The sequence below is a fragment of the Pseudoalteromonas sp. T1lg24 genome (assembly GCF_002964745.1).
Lineage (GTDB): Bacteria > Pseudomonadota > Gammaproteobacteria > Enterobacterales > Alteromonadaceae > Pseudoalteromonas > Pseudoalteromonas spongiae.
Genome location: NZ_PQCB01000016.1, coordinates 122,645 through 146,220, shown reverse-complemented (window position 1 = coordinate 146,220; position 23,576 = coordinate 122,645). Strand labels below are relative to the sequence as shown.

19 protein-coding genes and 2 tRNA genes are annotated in these 23,576 nt (G+C 41.6%); 5 read left to right on the top strand and 16 right to left on the bottom strand.

Annotated elements, in window-relative coordinates; all coding sequences use genetic code 11:
• Positions 1-99: 99 nt before the first annotated feature.
• From C2M30_RS07995 to uvrY, 5 genes are all read right to left on the bottom strand, one after another.
• Positions 100-173: transfer RNA gene (locus C2M30_RS07995), tRNA-Cys, on the bottom strand.
• A gap of 16 nt (positions 174-189) precedes the next feature.
• Positions 190-265, bottom strand: a tRNA-Gly gene (locus C2M30_RS07990).
• A 250-nt stretch (positions 266-515) separates the two neighbouring features.
• Complete coding sequence (gene pgsA, locus C2M30_RS07985) at positions 516-1,067, bottom strand: CDP-diacylglycerol--glycerol-3-phosphate 3-phosphatidyltransferase (protein ID WP_010559930.1); 552 nt, start codon at positions 1,065-1,067, stop codon at positions 516-518.
• A 13-nt stretch (positions 1,068-1,080) separates the two neighbouring features.
• Positions 1,081-2,904, bottom strand: coding sequence for an excinuclease ABC subunit UvrC (gene uvrC / locus C2M30_RS07980; protein WP_105171273.1), 1,824 nt, complete (start codon positions 2,902-2,904; stop codon positions 1,081-1,083).
• Between the two features lie 4 nt (positions 2,905-2,908).
• Positions 2,909-3,556 carry a UvrY/SirA/GacA family response regulator transcription factor gene (gene uvrY / locus C2M30_RS07975; protein WP_010559928.1) on the bottom strand — a complete coding sequence of 216 codons (648 nt, stop codon included), beginning with the start codon at positions 3,554-3,556 and terminating at the stop codon, positions 2,909-2,911.
• A 355-nt stretch (positions 3,557-3,911) separates the two neighbouring features.
• Between uvrY and C2M30_RS07970 the strand changes: the two genes are divergently transcribed.
• From C2M30_RS07970 to C2M30_RS07955, 4 genes are all read left to right on the top strand, one after another.
• On the top strand, positions 3,912-5,069 hold the full coding sequence (locus C2M30_RS07970) for a Na/Pi symporter (protein WP_100913499.1): 1,158 nt from the start codon (positions 3,912-3,914) through the stop codon (positions 5,067-5,069).
• 136 nt (positions 5,070-5,205) lie between these two features.
• Positions 5,206-7,551: a carbohydrate binding family 9 domain-containing protein gene (locus C2M30_RS07965; protein ID WP_105171272.1), complete on the top strand. Its 2,346-nt coding sequence runs from the start codon at positions 5,206-5,208 to the stop codon at positions 7,549-7,551.
• Positions 7,552-7,771: 220 nt separating this feature from the next.
• Positions 7,772-8,740: a cysteine synthase A gene (cysK, locus tag C2M30_RS07960; RefSeq protein ID WP_010559925.1), complete on the top strand. Its 969-nt coding sequence runs from the start codon at positions 7,772-7,774 to the stop codon at positions 8,738-8,740.
• Between the two features lie 97 nt (positions 8,741-8,837).
• Entirely contained in the window at positions 8,838-9,275 is a 438-nt protein-coding gene (locus C2M30_RS07955) for a hypothetical protein (protein WP_105171271.1), read from the top strand.
• 66 nt (positions 9,276-9,341) lie between these two features.
• On the opposite strand, the gene C2M30_RS07950 is transcribed toward C2M30_RS07955, so the two are convergent.
• On the bottom strand, positions 9,342-11,597 hold the full coding sequence (locus tag C2M30_RS07950; protein ID WP_105171270.1) for an acyl-CoA dehydrogenase: 2,256 nt from the start codon (positions 11,595-11,597) through the stop codon (positions 9,342-9,344).
• Between the two features lie 143 nt (positions 11,598-11,740).
• Between C2M30_RS07950 and C2M30_RS07945 the strand changes: the two genes are divergently transcribed.
• Positions 11,741-13,573, top strand: coding sequence for a M2 family metallopeptidase (locus C2M30_RS07945; protein WP_198521085.1), 1,833 nt, complete (start codon positions 11,741-11,743; stop codon positions 13,571-13,573).
• A 226-nt stretch (positions 13,574-13,799) separates the two neighbouring features.
• Here C2M30_RS07945 and C2M30_RS07940 read toward each other — a convergent pair whose 3' ends face one another.
• The 10 genes from C2M30_RS07940 to nagA all read right to left on the bottom strand — a co-directional run bounded on the left by C2M30_RS07940 (position 13,800) and on the right by nagA (position 23,575).
• On the bottom strand, positions 13,800-14,555 hold the full coding sequence (locus C2M30_RS07940; RefSeq protein WP_105171269.1) for a putative porin: 756 nt from the start codon (positions 14,553-14,555) through the stop codon (positions 13,800-13,802).
• Positions 14,556-14,568: 13 nt separating this feature from the next.
• On the bottom strand, positions 14,569-14,946 hold the full coding sequence (locus C2M30_RS07935; RefSeq protein WP_010559920.1) for a PH domain-containing protein: 378 nt from the start codon (positions 14,944-14,946) through the stop codon (positions 14,569-14,571).
• A 220-nt stretch (positions 14,947-15,166) separates the two neighbouring features.
• On the bottom strand, positions 15,167-15,967 hold the full coding sequence (locus C2M30_RS07930) for an aminoglycoside phosphotransferase family protein (RefSeq protein WP_158683351.1): 801 nt from the start codon (positions 15,965-15,967) through the stop codon (positions 15,167-15,169).
• Complete coding sequence (locus tag C2M30_RS07925) at positions 15,945-16,832, bottom strand: ABC transporter ATP-binding protein (RefSeq protein ID WP_105171267.1); 888 nt, start codon at positions 16,830-16,832, stop codon at positions 15,945-15,947. The genes C2M30_RS07930 and C2M30_RS07925 overlap by 23 nt, the downstream gene beginning before the upstream one ends.
• Positions 16,833-16,834: 2 nt before the next feature.
• On the bottom strand, positions 16,835-17,656 hold the full coding sequence (locus C2M30_RS07920; RefSeq protein ID WP_105171266.1) for an ABC transporter permease subunit: 822 nt from the start codon (positions 17,654-17,656) through the stop codon (positions 16,835-16,837).
• A 13-nt stretch (positions 17,657-17,669) separates the two neighbouring features.
• Positions 17,670-18,845: a cystathionine beta-lyase gene (locus C2M30_RS07915; RefSeq protein ID WP_105171265.1), complete on the bottom strand. Its 1,176-nt coding sequence runs from the start codon at positions 18,843-18,845 to the stop codon at positions 17,670-17,672.
• A gap of 71 nt (positions 18,846-18,916) precedes the next feature.
• Complete coding sequence (gene nudC / locus C2M30_RS07910) at positions 18,917-19,837, bottom strand: NAD(+) diphosphatase (protein ID WP_105171647.1); 921 nt, start codon at positions 19,835-19,837, stop codon at positions 18,917-18,919.
• A 90-nt stretch (positions 19,838-19,927) separates the two neighbouring features.
• A complete protein-coding gene (gene nagB, locus C2M30_RS07905; RefSeq protein WP_105171264.1) occupies positions 19,928-20,728 on the bottom strand; it encodes a glucosamine-6-phosphate deaminase in 801 nt (266 codons plus the stop codon).
• Between the two features lie 244 nt (positions 20,729-20,972).
• Complete coding sequence (gene nagX / locus C2M30_RS07900) at positions 20,973-22,112, bottom strand: transmembrane glucosamine N-acetyltransferase NagX (protein WP_105171263.1); 1,140 nt, start codon at positions 22,110-22,112, stop codon at positions 20,973-20,975.
• 335 nt (positions 22,113-22,447) lie between these two features.
• Positions 22,448-23,575 (bottom strand): N-acetylglucosamine-6-phosphate deacetylase, encoded by a 1,128-nt coding sequence (gene nagA / locus C2M30_RS07895; protein WP_105171262.1) that lies wholly within the window; start codon positions 23,573-23,575, stop codon positions 22,448-22,450.
• Between the last annotated feature and the right edge of the window lies 1 nt (position 23,576).

Genomic DNA, 23,576 nt, shown 5'->3' with positions numbered 1-23,576 from the left:
AACCGGCACGTCATTACTGACGAGGGATTTTAAATCCCTTGTGTCTACCAATTCCACCACCCGGGCATCGGGCTGCTTTCGCATGTGGAGTGTTGAAAATGGAGGCGGAACCCGGAGTCGAACCGAGGTAGACGGATTTGCAATCCGCTGCATGGCCACTCTGCCATTCCGCCGACTTCTTTAAGAAGTTGGAGCGAGTAACGAGGTTCGAACTCGTGACCTCGACCTTGGCAAGGTCGCGCTCTACCAGCTGAGCTATACTCGCGTTCCATAAACCGTTTTTTAACTTAGCACTAACACGACCTTGTCGCATTCTTGCTTCGAGCAGCTTAGCTATACTCGCACTTCCAATTGGGTAGTTAGTTAACCACTCCCCTCTCAACACCGACGCATTCTACATAGATTATTAAACGCGTCAACATAAAAATGTCGGAAATAAGTTGTTTGATTATTTTTTATCTAAAATGATTTAAAAACACTCGTTTATGCACTTATTTCAATGCACAAACACCAATTTAATTGTTTGATTGAGACAACGCGCCCCAGCCAGCAACCAAATATTGCACCATCGAAATAAAGGTTAAGATAGTCGCAATATAAAATAATACAAATGATAAGGTGATCATTTGGCTATCGTACTGCCAAATCAAACCAATAATCGCCAACATTTGTGCTGCGGTTTTAATTTTACCTAATTGCGATACCGCCACATTGGCGCGCTCACCCACTTCCGCCATCCATTCACGCAATGCCGATACGATAATTTCTCGACCAATAATAATAATGGTCGGAATCGTAATATAGAGTGATTGGTAATGTTGGGTTAATGCAATAAGCGCAACTGACACCATTACTTTGTCAGCAACAGGGTCAAGGAACGCACCAAATGGTGTTGATTGTTCAAGTTTTCTTGCTAAATAGCCATCTAACATATCGGTGACTGAGGCAAGCCAAAAAATAAATGCGGCCCAGAAAAAAGACCACTTAGCTGGAATAAAAAAGAAAACAATAAAAATCGGAATTAAGATCAGGCGAAAAGCTGTAAGTGTATTTGGAATGTTCCACATATTGGTATTTTATTTATTTGTCATCATTTAGATGATGATAGATTCGTTCTGCGATGCTACGACTAATGCCCGGCACTCGCTCCAATTCAGAAATAGTAGCGCTTTTTACCCCTTGAATGCCACCTAAATATTTTAATACGGCTTGACGTTTTTTCGCGCCAACCCCTGAAATCTCTTCAAGCACAGATGTATTGCGCTGCTTTTGACGTTTATTACGGTGCCCTGCAATAGCAAAGCGGTGACTTTCGTCACGAATATGTTGAATTAAATGTAACGCTGGCGCATCCGATGATAAATTCACCGTGCGCCTGCCGCCATCAATTAATAGCGTCTCTAAACCCGGTTTTCGTGATGTGCCTTTGGCAACACCTATTAATAGCGGTAATTTGTTGTGTGGCCAATCAGCAAAATAATGTTCAGCTTGTGATAACTGTCCTTTACCACCGTCAATAAAAATAATGTCGGGGATTTTACTTTCGTCAGTCAGTTTGTTGTAACGCTTTCTAAGTGCAAATGCCATGGCGGCATAATCATCACCTGGTGTAATGCCTTCAACATTAAAGCGGCGATATTCTTTATTGGCTGGACCTTGATCGTCAAATACCACACACGACGCAACTGTGTTTTCGCCCATGGTATGACTAATATCAAAACACTCCATACGATTAATGGTTTCTAGACTTAGCGCTTCTTTTAATTCAACATAACGTTTCGCAATGGAGTCTTTTGCACTTTGTTTTACTTCTAAGGCATTTGCTGCATTTTTATTAGCAAGTGCCAAATAGTCAGCCTTTTCACCACGCAGCGCTAATACAAATGCAATTTTCTTACTGCAAATAGCCGATAACCCTTCTGCTAACGTATCACTGCCAGCAAATGCAAACGGTACAACTAATTGTTTTGGAATTCGTCCGGTATTGGATAATTGCACATAATATTGTGCACAAAACGATTCTAAGACTTCTTCATTGCTACTGTCTTTTGGCGTTTTTGGAAAATACGTTTTAGAACCCAAAATCTTATGGTCGCGGATCATCAACACATGTACCGCCACCAAGCCATTTTTAGCCGAGAAACCAATTACATCGAGCTCTGCAACATTGCCCGATACCGCTTGTTGCTCTTGCATTTTACGCAGCAATAAAATTTGGTCACGCAATTGCGCTGCCTTTTCAAATTCGAGCGACATACTCGCCGCTTCCATTTTTTCAACCAATGTTGCGATTACTTCTGACGAGCGTCCCGCCAGAAACTTTTTCACCATATCTACTTCTTGTTGGTAATCCGTATCGGAAATTTTACCTACGCATGGCGCTGAACAACGCTTTAACTGATATTGTAAACACGGGCGACTGCGTGCGCGGTAGTACGCATCTTCACATTGGCGCACTGGGAAAATTTTTTGCATTAGACGCAAACTTTCAGACACGGCTCCGGCACTTGGATAAGGGCCAAAATACTCGCCTTTAATTTTTCTAGCGCCACGGTGAAATGCTAAACGCGGATGCGTATGGTTAGTTACTAAAATATAAGGATAGGATTTGTCGTCGCGCAACAAGATGTTGTAACGCGGCATGTATTTTTTTATTAAATTATTTTCAAGCAGTAGCGCTTCGGTTTCGGTATTCGTCAGTGTAACTTCAACACCGCAAATATTCGCCACTAACGCTCGGGTTTTGTTTTCGGGAATGTTGTCGCGAAAATAGCTTGAAAGACGCTTTTTTAAATTTTTTGCTTTACCAACGTATATAACTTGCCCTTTGACGTCTAACATTCGATAAACGCCGGGTTCATTTGATACGGTTTTTAGAAAGGCTTTTGCGTTAAACGCCGACATCGTGTTATTCGGCGTCAATCTCAATCATTTTATGGCGGATAGCAAGGTGTGTTAATTCTACATCGCCACCCACATTAAGCTTTTCAAACATACGGTAACGGTATGAATTGACCGTTTTTGAGCTTAAGTTTAGCTGATCTGCAATAGTTTGTACTTTCTCACCTTTAGTGATCATCAGCATAATCTGTAATTCGCGGTCTGATAGGCTTGCAAACGGGTTTTCATCATTGCGTCCGCTAAACTGCGCTAGTGCGATCTGCTGCGCAATTTCTGGCGCAATATAACGTTGCCCTGTTTTCACTGCACGAATAGCATTAACCACTTCTTCAGGACCTGCACTTTTGGTCAGGTAACCGTGTGCACCAATTTGCATTACTTTGCTCGGGAATGGGTCTTCACATTGCATGGTCAATACAATGACCTTTACATCTGGGCAGAATCGACAGATTTTTTTAGTTGCTTCTAACCCACCAATACCTGGCATATTCATATCCATGAGTACGATATCTGGGTTATTTTGACGGCAAAACTGAACCGCCTCTTCGCCAGTTTTCGCTTCACCAACCACTTTAAAGCCACGTACGTCATCAAGTATACGCTTTATACCTGTGCGAACGAGTTCATGGTCATCAACTAACAATACGTTAATCAAGGAGTTACCTCACGGTTATCAATGTAAGACAGATTTAAGAGGCCTAACCATAGCACATTAGTTATCAAAGTCGAACAACTTAAATTGGATTTCCATGGCTATTTTGACCGATTGTTCACTAACTCACCGATTTATAAAAACTTCATCATTTACAATCTATTACATTACGAAATTTTAACGTTCTAACAGCAATTTAATGACGATAACAACACATCGATTGTTGTTAACGTTGAAATATTACACTCACTGTAATATTTCTTTCATATTTCTTTGTTTTAATCCGCGTCGTCACAAAAATGACATGTAAATGTCACATAACACGACCAACGAGGTCGTCGAAAACAAGAGAAATGAAATGAGTCAAAATACGTCAAATCCAATAAACGGCCAACAAAGTGTTACGGCCAAGTTATTAAACTGGGCTGCTATCGCATTTTTAGTTTATTTGGTTTTAGTTGCCGTTAGCACCGTAAGTGGCGGTTTTAAACTAGCTTCAGGTGGCAGTGAAGGTGCGAAAGAAATTTTTGCATTCGCAACCAACCCATTTGTTGCATTATTGCTTGGTGCACTCGCAACTGCGTTAGTACAATCATCTTCAACCGTTACCTCGGTTATTGTTGGCTTAGTGGCTGGCGGATTACCTATTCATATTGCAATTCCAATGATCATGGGTGCAAACATTGGTACAACTATTACAAACACCTTAGTATCAATTGGTCATATTCGTTCAAAAGAAGAATTTAAACGCGCATTTGAAGCGTCAACAGTACACGATTTCTTTAATTTAATTGCTGTTGCGATTTTCCTACCGCTTGAATTAGCGTTCGGCATTTTACAAAAACTATCTCAAAGCCTTGCGCATTTATTTGTGGGCGACGCTGACCTATCACTTAAGAGCTATAACTTTATCAAACCACTTGTTAAGCCTGCAGTAGGCGTAATTAAAGATGGCCTTGCATTTTTCGATGGCAAAACCCTTGGTATTGCTATGGTAATTGTGGGTATTGCACTGATTCTATTTGCAGTAACAACACTTGGTAAACTATTGCAAAAAGCGCTTGTTGGCACAGCCAAAGAAATGCTACACCGCGCGATTGGTAAAGGCCCTGTTGCAGGTATTACATCGGGTGCTGTGGTTACGGTTATGGTGCAATCATCGTCAACAACAACAAGCTTAATGATCCCGCTTGCGGGTAGTGGTGTGTTCTCGACTAAACAAATTTACCCATTTACGCTAGGTGCAAACATTGGTACCACCATTACTGCGCTACTTGCTGCAACATCAATTACAGGCGCAGCGGCGGAAGTGGCATTAACAATCGCCCTTGTTCATGTAATGTTTAACGTATTTGCTGTTGCGCTTATTTACGGCACACCATTCCTACGTGAATTACCGCTTCGTGCTGCAAGTAAGCTGGCTGAAGTAGGCTCAAATAATAAGTCTTTAGCGTTAGGTTATGTGCTAGGTGCCTTTTTCGTTGTACCTGGAGTAATGATGTTAGTGGCGCGCTAAAAACTACCTACCTTGTAAAAATAACGATAAAGTGGTTACTTTATCGTTATTTTTTGTTGCTTAACCTTATCTAAATTGCTCGAAAAACCGCAACACTCTAAAATACCGGGAAACAATAAAAACTCGTGCAATTAAAATGAAATACCCGCTAGCACTATGTGCTGCTCTACTCTCTACCTCTGCAATAGCAAAAACCGACACCACACTTGAAATCCCATTTTTATCAGATTCAGTCGTTATTGATGGCAATATAAATGAAAGTGTGTGGCAGCAAGCAAAACGCATCGAAATCAACAATATCACTTGGCCCTATGAAAATATGCCAGCCAAGGAGCAAGCCTACGCACTTGTTTATGAAGATGGTGAATCACTCAATGTTGCTTATGTGGTAAGTGATTCAAACCCAAATGCAATTCGTGCGTTTTATCGCGACCGTGATAAAAACTGGAGCGATGACTTAGTGGGTTTGAAAATTGACTCATACAATAACGAAAAGCTGGCGTATCAGTTTTTTATTAATCCGCTTGGCGTGCAAATGGACTCCATTGAAAACGTGCTAACAGGCCAAGAAAGCGATGCGTGGGATGGTATTTGGCACAGCTCGGGGCAATTAACAGAAACGGGTTATGTTGTTGAGATTTCAATTCCGTTTCGCATATTAAATTTCGAACAGGGTAATAACAGCAAAAAAATGGCGATGGAATTTGTTCGCTTTTTACCACGAAATGAACGCCTGCGTATTTCATCAATAAAAATCGACCACGCTAACAGCTGTTGGGTTTGTCAAATGCAAACCGTGTCAGGTTTTGAACAAGCCGAACAAGGCAATAACCTAACGCTAGTGCCAACCATTGTAGCTGGCCGCAGTGAAAGCCGCGATGTCAGTGTTGCACCTATTGAAGATTGGCAAGCAGATAACACCTTAGAACCGGGATTAGACCTAAAATGGGGGATCACGCCAGAAGTTACGCTTACCGCAACCATTAATCCTGACTTTTCACAAGTCGAAGCCGATGTTGCACAGCTTGGTATCAACAACAGTTTCACTTTGTTTTTTCCAGAAAAACGTGCCTTTTTCTTAGAGAATACCGATTACTTTTCAACACCTTGGAACCTTATTTATACCCGCAATGTGGCAGAACCTGACGCCGGTGTAAAACTTACGGGAAGCGTTGGTTCGCATACCTTTGGTAGCTTTATCGCTAACGATAACCAAAGCAATGTGATTATTCCCGGTAACCTAGGCTCAACTATTGTCTCGTTAGAAAGTAAAAGTAACAATCTTGCGGCACGTTATCGCTATGACTTTACCAATGACTTCTCTATAGCCGCAACGACAACCGCACGAAGCGCTGATGACTACTACAATTATGTTTCGTCACTTGATAGCAAATACCGTTTAACTGAAAACGATACCTTTATCGCACAACTAGCGATGTCGCGAACAAAGTATTCCGATGAATTTAGAGACAGCATTTGCGACGCCGATAATCTTTCAACGTGCAAACAACAAGCGCACATTCAATGTGAAAATGAGCAAGATTGCCAAATAAGCGAACAATATTTACGTGTCAGTGCTGAGCAAGCAATTGATGATATTGCCTATAAGCTTAGTTATGAGCACAACGAAAAGTATTGGAGTCTATTTGCACGCTACGACAACCTTGGTGAAGATTTCCGCGGCGATTTAGGTTTTATGAACCAAGTTGATTTTAATAAGTTTGTGAGCGGTGGTCGTTATCGTTGGTACGGTGAGCAAGGTGTTAATTGGTATAATCGTATCGAATTTTACAGTGACTGGGATATTAGCCATAACGCCAATGGCGAACTGCTGGAAAAAGAAGTTCAAGCAGACTTATCATTTAACGGCCCATTGCAAAGCTACGGTAAAATTGAATTGCTCCAGCGCGACCGCGTCGGTCTTCGCCATAATAAAGCGCGGTTAGATATAGATGGTAACACCACGTTGTTTAACGAAAACCTCGTTGGCGTGTATTTAGAATTTAAACCAATCTCAGGCATGTTTGCCTCACTTTACGCTAATACAGGTAATCATATCGACTTAGCAAACAATCGTTTAGGCGATAAAACCCGTATTCGCCCTGTACTAAATATGAACTTAAACCGCCATATAGAATTGCGCTTGCGTCATACATATGAAGCGATGGACGTGGATGGTGCTGATCTATTCACTGCAAACTTAACCGATGCGCGATTAAGTTATCAGTTTAACAATCGAAGTTTTATACGATTAGCCGTAATTTATCGTGATATTGAGCGCAATCCAAATAATTACATCGATGATGTAACAGCGCACTACAAAGGGTTTTCAACTCAACTGCTCTACTCTTATAAAGTGAATCCGCAAACGGTGTTTTTTGCTGGCTATTCCGATAACGGTTATCAAGATGATGACTTATCAAAAATAGAGAAGACAGACCGTTCAGTATTTATGAAAATGTCATACGCTTGGATGCTATAAGTTAGAGACGTTTATGGGAAGCTAAGGCTTCCCTTTTTATTTCTGATATTTCGTTTTTTTGCGTCTAATTTCACGTTCTGTACCAATAACACTGCTAATTTAGTCATAAACGCCTATTTCAGGCAGTTTGGCTATATATTATAGCCAAACTTTCCTTTCGTTTTTGCAACTAGTCAGTATGCTTAGCGTAAATGAATCCGAACATTTAGGGATACACATAATGAGTAACATTTTTGAAGATAATTCACTGAGCATTGGTAATACACCACTGGTTAAACTTAACCGTGTAACGTCAGGTAACGTATACGCGAAAATTGAAGCGCGCAACCCAAGCTTCAGCGTTAAGTGCCGTATTGGTGCATCAATGATTTGGGAAGCTGAAAAGTCAGGTGAATTAACCAAAGACAAAGAGTTAATCGAACCAACTTCAGGTAACACAGGTATTGCACTTGCGTTTGTTGCTGCATCACGTGGTTATAAGCTAACGCTAACGATGCCAAACACAATGAGCCTTGAGCGTCGTAAGCTATTAAAAGCGTTAGGTGCAAACCTAGTATTAACTGAAGGCGCTAAAGGCATGAAAGGTGCGATTGAAAAAGCACAAGAAATTCAGCAAAGCGAACCTGAAAAGTACATTTTACTACAGCAATTCGAAAACCCAGCAAACCCTAAAATTCACTTCGAAACAACGGGCCCTGAGATTTTCGACGCAACAAATGGCGATATAGATTTCTTCGTAGCCGGTGTTGGTACAGGTGGTACTATCACAGGTACTAGCCGTTTCTTAAAATTAGAAAAAGGCCTAGACGTTAAATCAATCGCAGTTGAGCCAGTTGATTCACCTGTGATCAGCCAAAAAATTGCAGGCGAAGAATTAAAGCCGGGTCCTCACAAAATCCAAGGTATTGGTGCAGGTTTCATCCCAGGTAACTTAGATGTTGAAATGATCGACGGTGTTGAGCAAGTTTCAAACGATGACGCAATCTCAATGGCGCACCGCCTAATGAAAGAAGAAGGTATTCTCGCGGGTATTTCTTCTGGTGCCGCGGTTGTTGCAGCAAAACGTATCGCTGAACTGCCAGAAAACAAAGATAAGAAAATCGTTGTTATTCTGCCAAGCTCTGCAGAGCGTTACCTAACTAGCCCACTGTTTGCTGAAGAGTTTACAGATCAAGAGCTAGTGCAGTAATTTACTGCTTTAAAAGTGCGAAGCACCGCTTCGCACTTTACATCCTATCAAAATCATTCCACACTTAGCCTAAATAAAAATAACCACAATTAGGCATATGTTACGTAACATTTTTCTTTCATCTTTGTTTATATTGCTTGCTGCGTGCGGTGAAACTGCACCTGAAATAAAAGCAGATAACGACTCACCTGAATATAAAGCATCTGAATTTTTCTACGCAGTATTGCTTGAAGACGACATCAATAAAGCAGTCAATGCATCGGTGCCAAAATATGGCCGCATTATAAAGTCATACGGCTCAACAAAGCAATTTGCACGCAACGTACTAAATATGCGTTTTGACGAAGTGGAAATTGAAATCGACCACGGCAGCCGCAGTGTTCGTAAGCGTTTTGGCGACTCAGCCGTGTTAAACGTTATTTTACACGGTAAACATAACGGTAACCGTATCGCCGATATGCGCCAGATTAAACTTGTTAAAGTAAAAGGCACTTGGTATATCGAAAAAGTACTCGACGACCCTTACGCGCGCTAATACTTTGCCTATTAAACCGCTCAGCGCAATCTGTGCACTGCAAAGAGCGGTTTAATTTAACCTTAGTTAATCAAACGATTCAAACTCATCTACTTTTATTACCGCTTGACGCAGCGTTTCATATTCAGTGAGTTGCGCTAATTCTTCTTGATTAAACTCATCACTCAAGGTGTTTATCGCATTCAATCTGTCAAACTTAATATCAAAACGCGCATGTTTAATGGCTTTTTCAAAACGCGATATTAAGGTTTTGTGCTCAGACAAAATCACTAATAAGCGCTCCATATTATCAATATCACTACCTGCTTTGATATGACACAAGTTGCATAATCGCTCTCGCATTACTGCGTTGTTACTTAAACTATTAACCACTTGATTTAATGTCTTATCACTTGGTTTGTGATACGGGTTTCCCCACGGGAAAACCGCGAAACGAATCACACCGCCAAATGAAATATTGGCAAAAAATACATCAAAGGCTTGGCCTATTTCATACAAACAATGGTCAATGGCGTAATTAACAAAAGGTAAGTCGGAGACTTGCCTACCGTCGTCTTCATAGCGTTTTAACACGCTGCTGGCTAAATAAAGCTGACTTAAAATATCACCTAAACGTGCTGATGTTGCTTCTTTACGCTTCAATGCCCCGCCCAAACGTAACATGGCGTAATCGGCGCAAAATGCAAATGACGCACTGAGTTTTGTCAGCGTTTGATAATAATGTGCAACAGGTCCTGCGCTTGCTTTAGGCACAAACCAATTTGCGGTTAACCCATGGAAAAAGCTAAAGCCAAAATTACCTAATGTATGTACGATATGTTTGCAAAGATACTCATCAAATTGATGTAAGCCACTTTGTTCGTCATCCATTGCCACCGCTTCCATTTCTTTCAAAATAAATGGATGACAGCGCGTCGCACCTTGACCAAAAATCATTAAACAACGTGTTAAAATATTTGCCCCTTCAACCGTAATAGATACAGGCGTGCCTTTGTAGGCACTCGCTAAACTATTACTTGGCCCATTTTGCACCGCTTTACCCGCTTGAATATCAAAACCATGATTTACGATATCTCGGCCAATTTCAGTAAGGTGGTATTTAGTAATGGCAGTGATCACCGCAGGGCTTAAATTAAGGTCGAGTGCCGTTGTTGTCATACGTCGTGTCGATTCGGTAAGGTAACTCATCGCAGCAATGTGCGCTAAACTTTCGCCTACGCCTTCAAACTGTGCGATTGGCAAACCAAATTGCTTACGAATTAATGCATACGCACTGGTTGTGCGCGTGGTTAAGTGAGCTGTTGCAGTCGCAAGTGCAGGCAACGAAATACCTCGCCCCGCACTCAAACATTCAACCAACATGCGCCAGCCTTTACCAATGTAATCTTCACCGCCAATTAGCGCATCAAGTGGCACAAAGACATCTTCCCCTTCGGTTGGGCCATTCATAAATGCCATGCCCATCGGGTCGTGACGTTTACCTGTTGAGACTCCTTTTGTTTTTGCTGGAATGAGTGCACAGCAAATGCCTAAATCTTCTTGTTCACCCAGTAATCCATCTGGGTCATATAATTTAAATGCTAAGCCAATAACCGATGCAATCGGCGCGAGTGTGATATAACGCTTACGCCAATTAAGCTTGATGCCCACTGTCATTTTGTTTTTATAGCGTTTTTTACACACCACACCATAGTCTTGAATTGCCCCAGCGTCAGAACCTGCATCTAAGGCAGTCAAAGCAAAACACGGGACTTCATCGCCATTCGCCAATTTAGGTAGCCAAAAATCTTGTTGCTCTTTCGTACCATAATGAGCAAGTAATTCTGCCGGACCTAAACTGTTTGGCACCATCACCGTAACCGCGGCTGATAAACTCGAACAGGCAATTTTACTGACAATGGTTGAATTAGCATACGCGCAAAAACCGTGACCACCGTGACTTTTCGGTACGATTAAGGCAAAGAAGCCCTCTTCTTTTAAGTACTTCCACACCGCTTTAGGTAAATCGCGTTCGGTCACAATTTGATGATCGTCCAACATATCCAATAATGTGGATACTTGATTATCAATAAAACTCTGCTCTTCTGTGCTCAGTTTTGGGTTGGGGTACTCGCGAAATGTTTGCCAATTTGGTCTGCCGGAAAACAGTTCGCCATCCCACCAAATATCCCCCGCTTCCATTGCTTGGCGCTCTGTATCTGACAGCGGCGGCAAAGCCTTTTTGAAATAGTTAAAAACAGGTTTTGTTACAAATCTTAGGCGATTGGCACGAATGCCAAAAATCGCGGCAATAACAAAAACAATTATTATAAAAATCAACATTGTAAAAACTATCCCTTGAATTTATTTAACGCTTACCCAAGTATGACTTAATCCCTGAAAAAGTCTAACTGGCATTTACCCAAAAACCACGACTTGCTAATATGCGTTGTTGGCTTTAGGCCATTACTTTAAGGGAAACAATAATGACATCATTTAAACTCTCACTACCCGCATTACTCGTCGCATCAGCGGTCGCGATTACTGGCTGTAATGCAACTAGCAAACAACAAGAAACACAATCGGCACAACAAGTAACAGCACAAGACGCAAAAGCGTTTTTAGCAAATACTGAAACAGAATTAATGGCGCTTTATAACGAAGTTAGCCGTGCTGAGTGGATTTACGCAAACTTTATTACGCACGACACATCAGGCCTATCTGCTGCAGCAAACGAAAAGATGACTGCTGCCGTAGTTCGTTTAGCAAATGAAGCGTCTAAGTTCGATAAATTAGACCTAGACGAAGATAGCCGCCGTAAACTAGATAAACTGAAGCTGGCACTCACCCTGCCTGCACCACAAGATCCAGCTAAAACTGCTGAGCTTTCGAAAATCGTTGCTGAACTTGGCGGTCTTTACGGTAAAGGTAAATACTGTAAAGAAGACGGTAAGTGCTTAAGCCTTGGCGATATGACTGCAACCATGGCAACAAGCCGTGATTACGACGAACTACTTGATATTTGGACTGGTTGGCGCGAAGTTGCTAAACCAATGCGTCCTCTTTACGAGCAACAGGTTGAGTTAACAAACCAAGGCGCAAACGAGCTTGGCTACGCAGATACTGGCGCTATGTGGCGCAGTAAATACGATATGCCAGCCGATGACTTTGCCAAAGAGTTAGACCGTATTTGGGGTCAAGTTAAACCGCTATATAATTCACTACACTGTCACGTTCGCGCAAAGCTAGGCGAAAAGTACGGTGAAGACAAAGTACCTCAAGATAAGCCAATTCCAGCACACTTACTGGGTAACATGTGGGCACAAACGTGGGGCAATATCTACGATGTAGTTGCACCTGCGAATGCTGATCCAGGTTATGATGTAACTGAATTGCTTGCTAAGCACAACTACGACGAACTAAAAATGGTGCGTGGTGCTGAGAAATTCTTTACGTCAATGGGCTTTGCACCATTACCTGAGACATTTTACGAGCGTTCACTATTTACTAAACCACAAGATCGCGACGTGCAATGTCACGCATCAGCTTGGAACTTAGATAGCAAAGACGATTTACGTATTAAGATGTGTATCCAACGTACTGGTGAAGAATTCTCAGTAATTCACCACGAACTAGGCCACAACTTCTACCAGCGCGCTTACAACACGCAACCAATTTACTATCAAGAAAGTGCTAACGATGGCTTCCACGAAGCAATTGGTGACACTATCGCCCTTTCTGTAACACCTGGTTACTTAAAAGAAATCGGTTTACTTGATGAAGTACCGGATGAATCAAAAGATATCGGTCTTCTAATGAAAATGGCAATGGATAAAATTGCATTTATTCCATTTGGCCTACTTGTTGACCAATGGCGCTGGAAAGTATTCTCAGGTGAAGTAACACCAGAGAACTACAACCAAGCGTGGTGGGAACTGCGTGAAAAGTACCAAGGTGTAGCAGCACCAGTAGCACGTACTGAAGAACACTTCGATCCAGGCGCGAAATACCATGTACCAGGTAACACACCTTATACACGTTATTTCTTAGCGCATATTCTACAATTCGAATTCCACCGCGCACTTTGTGAAATCGCGGGTAGCAAAGAGTCAATTCACCGCTGTAGCGTTTATAACTCAAAAGAAGCCGGTGAGCGTTTAGATGCGATGCTGAAAATGGGCTCTAGTCGTCCATGGCAAGAAGCGCTTGCAAGCGTAACAGGTAAACCAGAAATGGATGCAACAGCAATTCTTGATTACTTTGCACCATTACAAAAATACCTAGACGAGCAAAACAAAGGCCGCCAGTGCGGTTGGTAATCTAATACCAATTCTGTTAAGTATGTGATCAGGGATAGCGCTGGATAAATGAAATGGTAACAAGGCGGAATTTTTCTTATGTAGTTGTTCTACATTGATAAATTTTAACGCAGTTAGCATGATATTTAGCCCGCTAGGATGATCAGCTATTTAAGTGAATTGGTATAACTTAGCTTAAACAAAAAAACCGCTGAAATTCAGCGGTTTTTTTATTGTTTAATTACGTTTAAAACTGGCCGTACACTGCAAAAACAAGTGCTTCATCAATATCTTGATAGCCAATTGAAAAGGCAAAATTAGCATCGGTATAATATTTCGCTTTTACTTCAAACTTGCCATCATTTACACCCAGGCCTGCAGAGATTGCTTGGTTTAAATAATAAGTACCAAATACACGAGTAACTATGTCATTTCCTGTTTCAGTAACAGACGCATCAACGGCTAAATGCTGCGCACTGTTTAGCGCCATAAAATAGCGAGACGCCAACTCCCAGCTATCTAGGTCTACCTCAGTATCAAAACTAAACGCAAGATAATCAATACGGTTGATTTGATGGTTGTATTCAGCACGCGCAAATACTTCGCCGTCTTGACCATCGGCATCGCTATAGCGTGCACTGACTTTAAAATCATCGTTAATCAGATAGCCTGCGCCAGCGCTAAAGGCATCAAAGTCGCCCTGTTTGGCAACGTCTGCGGTGATAAATACATTATTTGGTAAAAAATACTCGCCACCAATATTGTAGAAGTTATCATCGTAAAAGTTATTAATTGAGCCGTACAGGTTAGTATCGGTATTTAGATAGCCAAACTCATCTAACACACCAATCATTGCTTGCGGTTTAAAAAAGTAATGGCTACTAAACGCAAAACCATCGTAGTTATCGGCATTAACATAATTAAATTCGTTAAACGACTGATAACTCGCGGCATTTACACCTGTCGCCGCCATTAATAAACCTGATAAAAGAAATTTCTTCATATAAAACTTGCCACTATCCTAATGTGTATTGACTTAAAATTTTGTAAACCTGATCGATGTCGTCTCCCGCCTTAAACTCTTTTGTTAGCGGATTTGGCTCAGAGCCTAACCAGATTTTTAATTCAGCATCGAGATCAAATGTGCCTGCTGACTCTTTGCTAAATTTAGTTATTTTGCTGTAAGGAATTGAAAGTACTTCGGCTTTATTACCGCGTACACCTTGGCGATCAACCAAAATTAGGCGTTTATTGGTAAACACTAAAACGTCGCGAATAACTTTATACGCCTTTTCAACTTGCTCACCGTCAATCAGCGCTGAATCAATAAAACGCTCAACTTCCTCGCTGTCTACTTCACTTGCATTACCCAATAAGCCTGATAAAAGTCCCATTGTTGTCTCCTTAGCTGTTATATCGGAAAAAGATACTGTTCAGCATCTTGCCAATTTTTGCATTGTTTTACACCGGGTACATATTCAATTAAATAATTTAAGTTACCCGTGTGGCGTAACAATGTCAGTGTCATTAAACTGTTTAGTAACGTTCGTTTATCGTCAACTTGATAAAGGTAGCTTTCTAAAAATTGCTGGAAAACCTTAGTTTTACCTTTTGCTACAAGTAAGCCAACTGTGTGACTTCAAATAGTGGCTCGTTGCACACTAACGCATCACCAAAGTCAATCACACCACAAAGTGAAATGCCGTCATCACCGCGTTTAACTAATAAATTACCCGGATGCAAATCACTGTGTACTAAATACAGATTAGTGGTGTCTGGTGCGGTATAAGGCGTATGTGCGATATAGGGAATAAAATCCGCTAAAAAATCTGCACGCAAGCCTTGGCGTTTTCTTCTGGCGTAGCTATTGTGGTATTGCTCATCAATAAATTTTTGCCAATCTTTGTACAGTACGCTTGTTTTTTTCATGGGAATACTGTGCATTTGTAGGCAAAAACGTCCTAATTGCCCGGCTATCGATTGTTGTTCATCGTCTGTTAGTTCATTGTAAATATCTGACAGAAGTTGCCCTTCAAGCCCTTTTGTAATTAAGTAACCCCAGTTATTGAGCTCACCGTGCGCAATCAATTTAGGTGTTGCAATCGGTAGAGTTGCCCCGTCGCATAAATTGAGCGCTTCTTTTTCATGGTGATACTGAAATAGCCAATTTGGCGCAATAAATTTAATATAAAAGGCTTGATTACTGGCACTGTGCAATAAAAATGTGGGATTCTCGCCTGAGCTAACGCGCTCTACTACGCTAAGCGCTAAATCATTATTTTCACATATTTGCTCAATCAGCGGCTGCCAATGTGTTTCATTGGTAAAATCGCAAATAGCGCAAGCATATTCATAGCTTGGCGCTTGAGGCAGCGCCATAGCATCAAAATCTTTAATCAAATAACTGGTTTTCAAGCGTTTTTCCGTTGTAAATTTGTTGGTATGCAACCTGCTTTTGATGCAAGTGTTGCAGCAATTGAATATCAAAGTCAGTAACACTGGCATCATATTCAATTAAGTACTCGCGTGATTGCGTTGTTTTTATTTGTGTTAGCCCATTGAGCCCTGAAATTGTTTTATCAAAATCATCAATATGTTGTTTTAATCGCAAGGTCAAATAAGCATGGTTTTGCGTATCGATATCACCTGAATATTGTTTCAAACTACCGGCTTCAAACACAAATACACGCTGGCACAGGCGCTCAAGCTCTGCCAAATCATGTGAGCTCAAAATAAACGTAATCTCAGAGCTCAAACCCGCAATTAATTCCCTTATCTCTTTGGCATGAATTGGGTCGAGCCCTGCCGTGGCTTCATCGAGTAATACAAATGAGGGGCTGCCTATCAGCGCTTGAGCAATACAGGCGCGTTTTCGCATACCGTGTGATAATTCTTGTGGCTTTTTTGTTTTGTGTTCAATTAACCCTACTTGCGATAACACTCGTGTCACCTCAACTAGCGCAGGCGCTTTTGCAAAACCTTGTAATTTAGCAAAAAAAGCAAGTTGTTTTTTAATACTAAAGCGCGGATCAAGCTGGGCATCTTGCGGTAATACCGCCAGTTTACCAAACTGCGCTGCATGAGGAATTGTGTCGCCATCAAACAGTACTTCACCACTACTTGGTGAAATAAAGCCCGAGATTAAACTAAATAGCGTGGTTTTACCCGCACCATTAGGGCCAATAATCGCAACCGGCTCGCCACTTTCAATGGTCATTGAAACGTTCGTTAATACCTGATTGCTAGCAAAGTGTTTGCTTACATTTTTAAGTTCAATCATGGTTACACCCCTTGCTTCTTAAATAATGTAAACGTCAGCGCACCGTAGATGAGCGTTTGTGCAAGTGGCAGCAAATATTGTTCAGACACGCTGGCGCTTAACGCTAAGGTGTCAAACAAGCTTGCGTTAGGCAGTAAGTAACCTAAAAATGTAAAGCCCTGCCAAATATACTCAGCCAAAAAGCCAATAATAATGCTGCCTAATGTAAGCAACAGTAAACAATGAACAATGGCTTGTTTAGATGATGTTGAATAAACATTTAACAGCAGCATAAAGGCAATCATCGGTAATACAACAAACATTAAATCAACCAATATTTGGCTGCTTAAATGCAGTGACCCTGAAAGTTGACCCGCATCATTCCAAACAATCAACATAATACTTGCCAATAAGGCAATACCTATAAACGCGGCAACTACCAATACTTGACCAAGAAAGCGGCCAAGCAATAAATCTTCACGTTTTGCGCGCAACAGTAAAAATCGAATCGTGCCGCGCGCTTTATCACTGCATAACTGATCGGCTGCGGAAAACATGGCAAAAAATGGAAAGGTCAGCACTGCGACTAACCAAAATACGATTAATTCAGGAACCGCCCACGTAGATAAGTTTTCAAGCCCCACTTCGCCAAGTAATTGCGCCATAAAGCGTTCAAACTGGGGGTCTTTAAAAAACGCAGCGCCTTTCGCTACCACGTTGGTCAAAATAAGTGACCAAATCGCAAGGTAGCTAATAATGGCAACTAGCCCTCTTTTTGAAAATAGAAACCGTGAAAATTCAAATTGCGCAAATGCAATAACACGATGAAAGCTAGTTGAACCCATACAAATCCTTTATTTATTTTAATTGTGCTTGAAAACGTTCAAGTCCTTCGGCAAGGTCCAGTTTAAGATCATCTACGTCTTCAAGTCCAACATGAATGCGCACCAAAGGTCCTGAAAAATCGTAGTTTGTTACCGTACGAATGCGATTAAAACTGGTTGTGACGGTAATTAAGCTTTCAAAACCACCCCACGAATAACCCATTTTAAAATGTTGCATACCATCTAAAAGTGCAGTAATCGCAGCTTGATTACCCTCTTTTAATACAAAACTAAAAAGGCCTGTGCTGCCGCTAAAATCACGTTTAAACACATCTGAGCCTGGGCATGTGTCGAGCATTGGGTGACGTACATGATCAACTAACGGATGTTGAGCCAACCAATTGGCAATTTCTAATGCTGCTTGTTCGTGTTGCTTTAGGCGTACCGGCAGTGTACGTAAACCTCGCATGGCAAGGTAAGCATCATCTGCTGATGTGCATTGCCCCATTAGGTAGGCATTTTCACGTAACTGCTCCCAACATGCCTCGTTTGCAATTGCTACGCCCATCATCACATCTGAGTGACCAACAATGTATTTAGTCGCTGCTTGAATTGACACATCAACACCGTGGGTTAGTGGCTTAAAAAAATAACCATTACCGTAGGTATTATCAATAAATACCAGCAAATCATGTTGTTTCGCAATTTTAGTGAGTAAAGGTACGTCTTGCACTTCCATGGTAATCGAGCCCGGCGCTTCTAAAAAAAGCAATACCGTGTTGTCTTGAATTAAGTCAGCAATGCCTTCACCAATAAGTGGGTCATAATAAGTGGTGCTAACTCCCATATTTGCGAGTATTTTTTCGCAAAAATCACGTGTCGGTTCATACGCGGTATCGACCATCAAAATATGATCGCCCGTTTTTACAAACGACAAAATAGCGTTGCTAACCGCTGCCGCGCCACTTGGAAACAAGGCACAACCTGCACCTTGTTCAAGTTCAGTAATTGCGTCTTGTAAAGCAAAGTGGGTATGTGTACCACGGCGACCATAAAACAGCGCTTGCTCACCACGCTTGGCGGTGTTCTCTTTCATCTGCGCTACTGAGTCAAAAACTATAGTAGATGCGCGTTGTACAACCGGATTAACCACCCCTTGGGTGTATTTTGACTTGCGACCTGCGTGAATAATTTGGGTATTTGCTTTCATAAATCGATTCTACTCTTGGTTCTGTTACAAACATTAAATAGACTTTTAGACGTCTAATCAAATCTAATTTGTTATGAGTTAATCCAATGCTCTAACAGGAAGCGACTAATCGAGCTATAACGCGGCTTTTTAAAACTTGATGAGTCATCGCCCCACTCACCAAATTGCGCTAATTCGTCTCGGCTAAACCACTTAGCGTCTTCCAGTTCATCTTCACCAATATCAATTGTTGTGCTGCTTGCCGTTGCAATAAAGCCAATCATCACTGAACTTGGGAACGGCCAAGGTTGCGATGCGATGTATTCGACCTCAGACACATCAATGCCCGACTCTTCTTTTACTTCACGAATAACCGCTTCTTCGAGCGTTTCACCCGCATCCACAAATCCGGCAAGTGCTGAATAGTTACCTACAGGCCACGATGCTTGGCGTCCAAGCAAGCAGCGCTCAACACCATCGTCAAATACTTTACGAACAATCATAATAACCGCCGGATCATGACGAGGAAACGTAATGTGACCACACTTTTTATTATCACAGCGACGGGAATATCCCCCTTCATACGAGGTATTTTGGCTGCCGCAGCGCCCACAAAATACGTGTGTTTTGTGCCAATGTAATAAGGTTTTTGCATAGCCTGCGATCGCTACACTAGCAGCTGGGAAACTGGCGAGTTGGCTGCGAAATGGCAATGTTTGATAACAACTTAATTCATCAAGCGCTAATTCTTGCTGGGTTATTTCGATAGCAAAGTACGGGGTATTATTCTCAAGCCCTAAAAAGAGGTGCGGCGCACGCCCTAAAATTGTTGTGACTTGCTTTACACTTAACCACAATAAATCATCAAGGTGGCTAGTCGATAACATCATATCTTGATAAAAAAGCAGTACTTTGGCGTTGTCGCTATTAAGTTGTTGCGTGATAAATTCAGGTTTACTGCGTTCGCGCGAGCAACGCGCCAGTGGCATTTGACTAAAAGGCAGATTTTGCATAGCTAATTTGTTGAATTTAATATGCTTACATTTAAACATAAAAAAAGCGCCAATGGCGCTTTTTAAAACAAAAATGATGTTACAAAATGATCAGTGCTTTAGCTCAGCTAAATATTGTTGTAACTTTTGATTTTCGCCTTCAATGTGCTTGTATAGTTCAGCGTTTACAAGTTTACTTGCCGCTGCTTCGTCAATAACAATCACTGCATCTTGATGGAATTGTAGCGCAGACGCTGGGCATACAGCGGAAACCGCACCTTCGCACATATCACGCACTGCATCAGCTTTATTTTCGCCAGTTGCGAGCAATACCACTTTTTTCGCTTCTAAAATCGTACCAATACCCATGGTAATTGATAAGTGTGGCTGGAATTCACCTTCTGCAAAAAAACGGGCGTTATCTTCTACCGTTTCTTTGGTAAGCGTTTTTACACGCGTTCGCGATGCAAGGCTCGATGATGGCTCATTGAAACCGATATGACCGTTACGACCAATACCTAATAATTGAACATCTACACCGCCGCTTTGTGAGATCTTGTTCTCGTACATTTTACACGCGGTGATCGGGTTTTGTGCATCGCCCGGCGGAACAAACGTGTTACTTTTGTCGATATCAACGTGATTAAATAACTGCTCGTTCATAAAATAACGGTAGCTTTGTGGGTGGCCACCGTCTAAACCTAAGTATTCGTCTAAGTTGAAGCTTGTTACTTGCTTAAAGCTTACTTTATTTGCTTGATTCGCTTTGATCAGTTCTTGATAAAGCGCTACAGGGGTCGAACCCGTTGCTAATCCTAATACAGAATCTTGTTTTCTATTAATTTGATCGATAAAAATCTGAGCACCGTATTCGGCCACTGCAGCTGCATCTTTTAAAATAACTATTTGCATAGGAAAGGCTCTAGTAAGGGGTTAAATAAAAATGGGATCTATGGATATCTGTCCGTGCAAGTATAGATAATCCATAGATCACAAAACCTAATCGGGATACAACGATATTAGGTTTCACCATTATGACAACGCTGTCATTATTGCGTCTATTTACATATTTGTAAAGTAAAAGTGAATAAAAAGCGTTATAAAATATAAAGAAAATAAAAAAGCAGGCACCGCCTGCTTTTTAAAATAGTAAGCGTTAAACGCTGATTAAAATCTTGCGTTTATATAGCCAATGCAGCACTAACAATTGCACGCCAAGTAAGGCAAACACGCCTATTAAAGGCTGCCAAGGTGCCGGTACCGCAGCAATAAACCCACCAAATACACTGCGTGAAATGTATTCCCAGTTCACTAGGCTTGATGCGAGGTAAATCACAATTGAGTTAGCGCCAATAATTACGAATAGATATGCAGCACGTTGTTGATTAAGTAAATCAACAACAGCATAAAACACCGCCAGTAAAATAAAGCTCCAACCTACCGTTACCATAACAAATGACGACGTCCATAGGTCTTTATTAACTGGAAATACCATATCCCACAGCCAACCAACAGCAAGTGCAACTAAACCTGCAGCAAATAAAATACCTGCAGTTTTCCATCCGCCACGCTCTTGTGCTTGTTTAATATAGCGGCCCGCAATAACACCAAATAACGCGTTAGCAATAGCAGGAATACTCGACAAAATACCCTCTGGATCCATTGGCTTGTTTTGATAAGTAATGCCTGGTAGTAAGTTTGTGTCGAACCATGCGTTCCAAGAACCCGCACCGCCCGCAGATAAATCACCCGCAACACCACCTGGAACAGGTATGAAACAAAGCCAAACCCAATAACCAATCAAGATCCCAGCAAGGGTAAACATTTGTGTTCTAAAGCTGGTATGCCATACCAGCATCGCCGCGACAAACCACGCGACAGCAATACGCCCAAGTACACTTGCGTAACGTACTTCTTCTGGGTTAAGTGGTACCCCTGTGCCCCAGCCATGGTTGTAAAGTACACCAAAAAAGCACAGCAATAATAAACGCTTAAACGCTTTTATATAAATAGGTTTACGGTCAACAAAAGGTAAATGGTCGATACGTTTAGGTGACAAACCCATCGCAACGCCAGATAAAAAGATAAATAAAGGGAAAATCAAATCGTAAAAGGTAAAACCGTGCCACTGACTATGTAATGTTTGCGCCTCTGCGACTTTCCATCCAGCCCAGCCAGTTAAAACAAACAAAGCGGCAAAAATTTTCTCACCGCCTAAAATCCAAAACATGTCAAAGCCACGCAGTGCATCAAGTGATGCTAATCGTTTCTTCGTTTTCTTATTTGTATCGCTCACGACAACCTCGTTTTTATACTTGTAATACCAATGCTGTTGCGTGTGCTCTCAGCTCTAGCGCTTAAAAATAATATACCAAGTAAGCGGAATTTTTCTTATGTAGACATGTTACATAAATAAATTCGAACGCAATAAGCAATAAATTTAGCTCGCTAAAGTGATTAACGCGTTAAGCGAATTGGTACAATAATACCGAGTGAAACAATCCGTTGGTATCACTTAAGTCTAATTACGTGTGTACTTCCCCTAAAAATACACGCTGTTTTTTTACTTTCTTTTAGATAAAAAAAAGCCCCGCTTGTTACTTCAAAGCAGGGTTTTTGCCCAGGAATCAATTATCGCTTTGCACCAGCAACATAGGTTTCTCGTGCATAAAATTCATTGTCCATCACCACAAAGTCAGCATCTGCGCCAACCACTAATCGCCCTTTTCGATTACCTAAACCTAGGTACTGTGCTGGGTAAAGTGATGCCATTCTCAGTGCTTCAGCATAACTAACATCAAGCGTATTAATGGTATTGCGCACCGCACCTGCCATGTCTAACACACTGCCTGCTAATTCACCTGTGGTTGAATTTAATCTATCGCCAGTGCGGACCACTTTACGACCATCAAAGAAGTCAAACTCCATATCGTCGGTACCCACAGGTGGCATCGCATCTGTTACTAGCATAATTTTGCCACGGGTTTTGCTATCGATAGCAAATTTTGCAGATACTGGGTGAACATGATGACCGTCAACAATTAAGCCGCACCATGCATTGGTGTCAGTTAATGCTGCCCCAACGACACCGGGTTCGCGTGAAGTGAACGCACTCATCGCGTTATATAAATGGGTAAAACCGTCAGCACCGGCTTCAAGTGCGGCTAATACCGTTGGATAATCAGCATTAGTGTGACCAATAGATACTTTCACACCCGCTGCAACGAGGCGTTTAATGTCGCTGGCAGATACGTTTTCTGGAGCTAAGGTAACTACCTTGATGCCTAAATCTTGGCGTTCAAATACTGCAAATTCCGCTTCAGTAATTGGGCGAATAAACTTTTCGCTATGCGTGCCCTTTTTCGGCATTGATAAATGCGGGCCTTCAAAATGCACACCCACAATACCCGGCACTTTATCTTTAATTGCCTGAGCTGTGGCATCAGCTGCTCGTTCCATTACTTCAACACTGTCTGTGATAAGGGTTGGTAATAATGCAGTTGTACCAAATTGACCATGCGCTTTTGCAATCGCATCAACGCAATTTACACTTTGCTCGGCGTTAAAAAATGCTCCACCACCGCCATTGACTTGTACATCGATAAAGCCCGGAACAACGGTGCCTTCAAGTACAATCGCATTTTCACTTTGACCTTGCTCAAACGCTGTGATCACGCCACCTTCAACACTAAACGTCACATTTTGAACAAACTGTTCCCCGCTAAATAAGCGTGTCGCAAAATACTTCGTAGCTGACATA

Coding starts and splice junctions, on each gene's coding strand:
- pgsA (WP_010559930.1), bottom strand. CDS start 1,067: ATGTGGAACATTCCAAATACACTTACAGCTTTTCGCCTGATCTTAATT.
- uvrC (WP_105171273.1), bottom strand. CDS start 2,904: ATGTCGGCGTTTAACGCAAAAGCCTTTCTAAAAACCGTATCAAATGAA.
- C2M30_RS07970 (WP_100913499.1), top strand. CDS start 3,912: ATGAGTCAAAATACGTCAAATCCAATAAACGGCCAACAAAGTGTTACG.
- C2M30_RS07965 (WP_105171272.1), top strand. CDS start 5,206: ATGAAATACCCGCTAGCACTATGTGCTGCTCTACTCTCTACCTCTGCA.
- cysK (WP_010559925.1), top strand. CDS start 7,772: ATGAGTAACATTTTTGAAGATAATTCACTGAGCATTGGTAATACACCA.
- C2M30_RS07955 (WP_105171271.1), top strand. CDS start 8,838: ATGTTACGTAACATTTTTCTTTCATCTTTGTTTATATTGCTTGCTGCG.
- C2M30_RS07950 (WP_105171270.1), bottom strand. CDS start 11,597: ATGTTGATTTTTATAATAATTGTTTTTGTTATTGCCGCGATTTTTGGC.
- C2M30_RS07945 (WP_198521085.1), top strand. CDS start 11,741: ATGACATCATTTAAACTCTCACTACCCGCATTACTCGTCGCATCAGCG.
- C2M30_RS07940 (WP_105171269.1), bottom strand. CDS start 14,555: ATGAAGAAATTTCTTTTATCAGGTTTATTAATGGCGGCGACAGGTGTA.
- C2M30_RS07935 (WP_010559920.1), bottom strand. CDS start 14,946: ATGGGACTTTTATCAGGCTTATTGGGTAATGCAAGTGAAGTAGACAGC.
- C2M30_RS07925 (WP_105171267.1), bottom strand. CDS start 16,832: ATGATTGAACTTAAAAATGTAAGCAAACACTTTGCTAGCAATCAGGTA.
- C2M30_RS07920 (WP_105171266.1), bottom strand. CDS start 17,656: ATGGGTTCAACTAGCTTTCATCGTGTTATTGCATTTGCGCAATTTGAA.
- C2M30_RS07915 (WP_105171265.1), bottom strand. CDS start 18,845: ATGAAAGCAAATACCCAAATTATTCACGCAGGTCGCAAGTCAAAATAC.
- nudC (WP_105171647.1), bottom strand. CDS start 19,837: ATGCAAAATCTGCCTTTTAGTCAAATGCCACTGGCGCGTTGCTCGCGC.
- nagB (WP_105171264.1), bottom strand. CDS start 20,728: ATGCAAATAGTTATTTTAAAAGATGCAGCTGCAGTGGCCGAATACGGT.
- nagA (WP_105171262.1), bottom strand. CDS start 23,575: ATGTCAGCTACGAAGTATTTTGCGACACGCTTATTTAGCGGGGAACAG.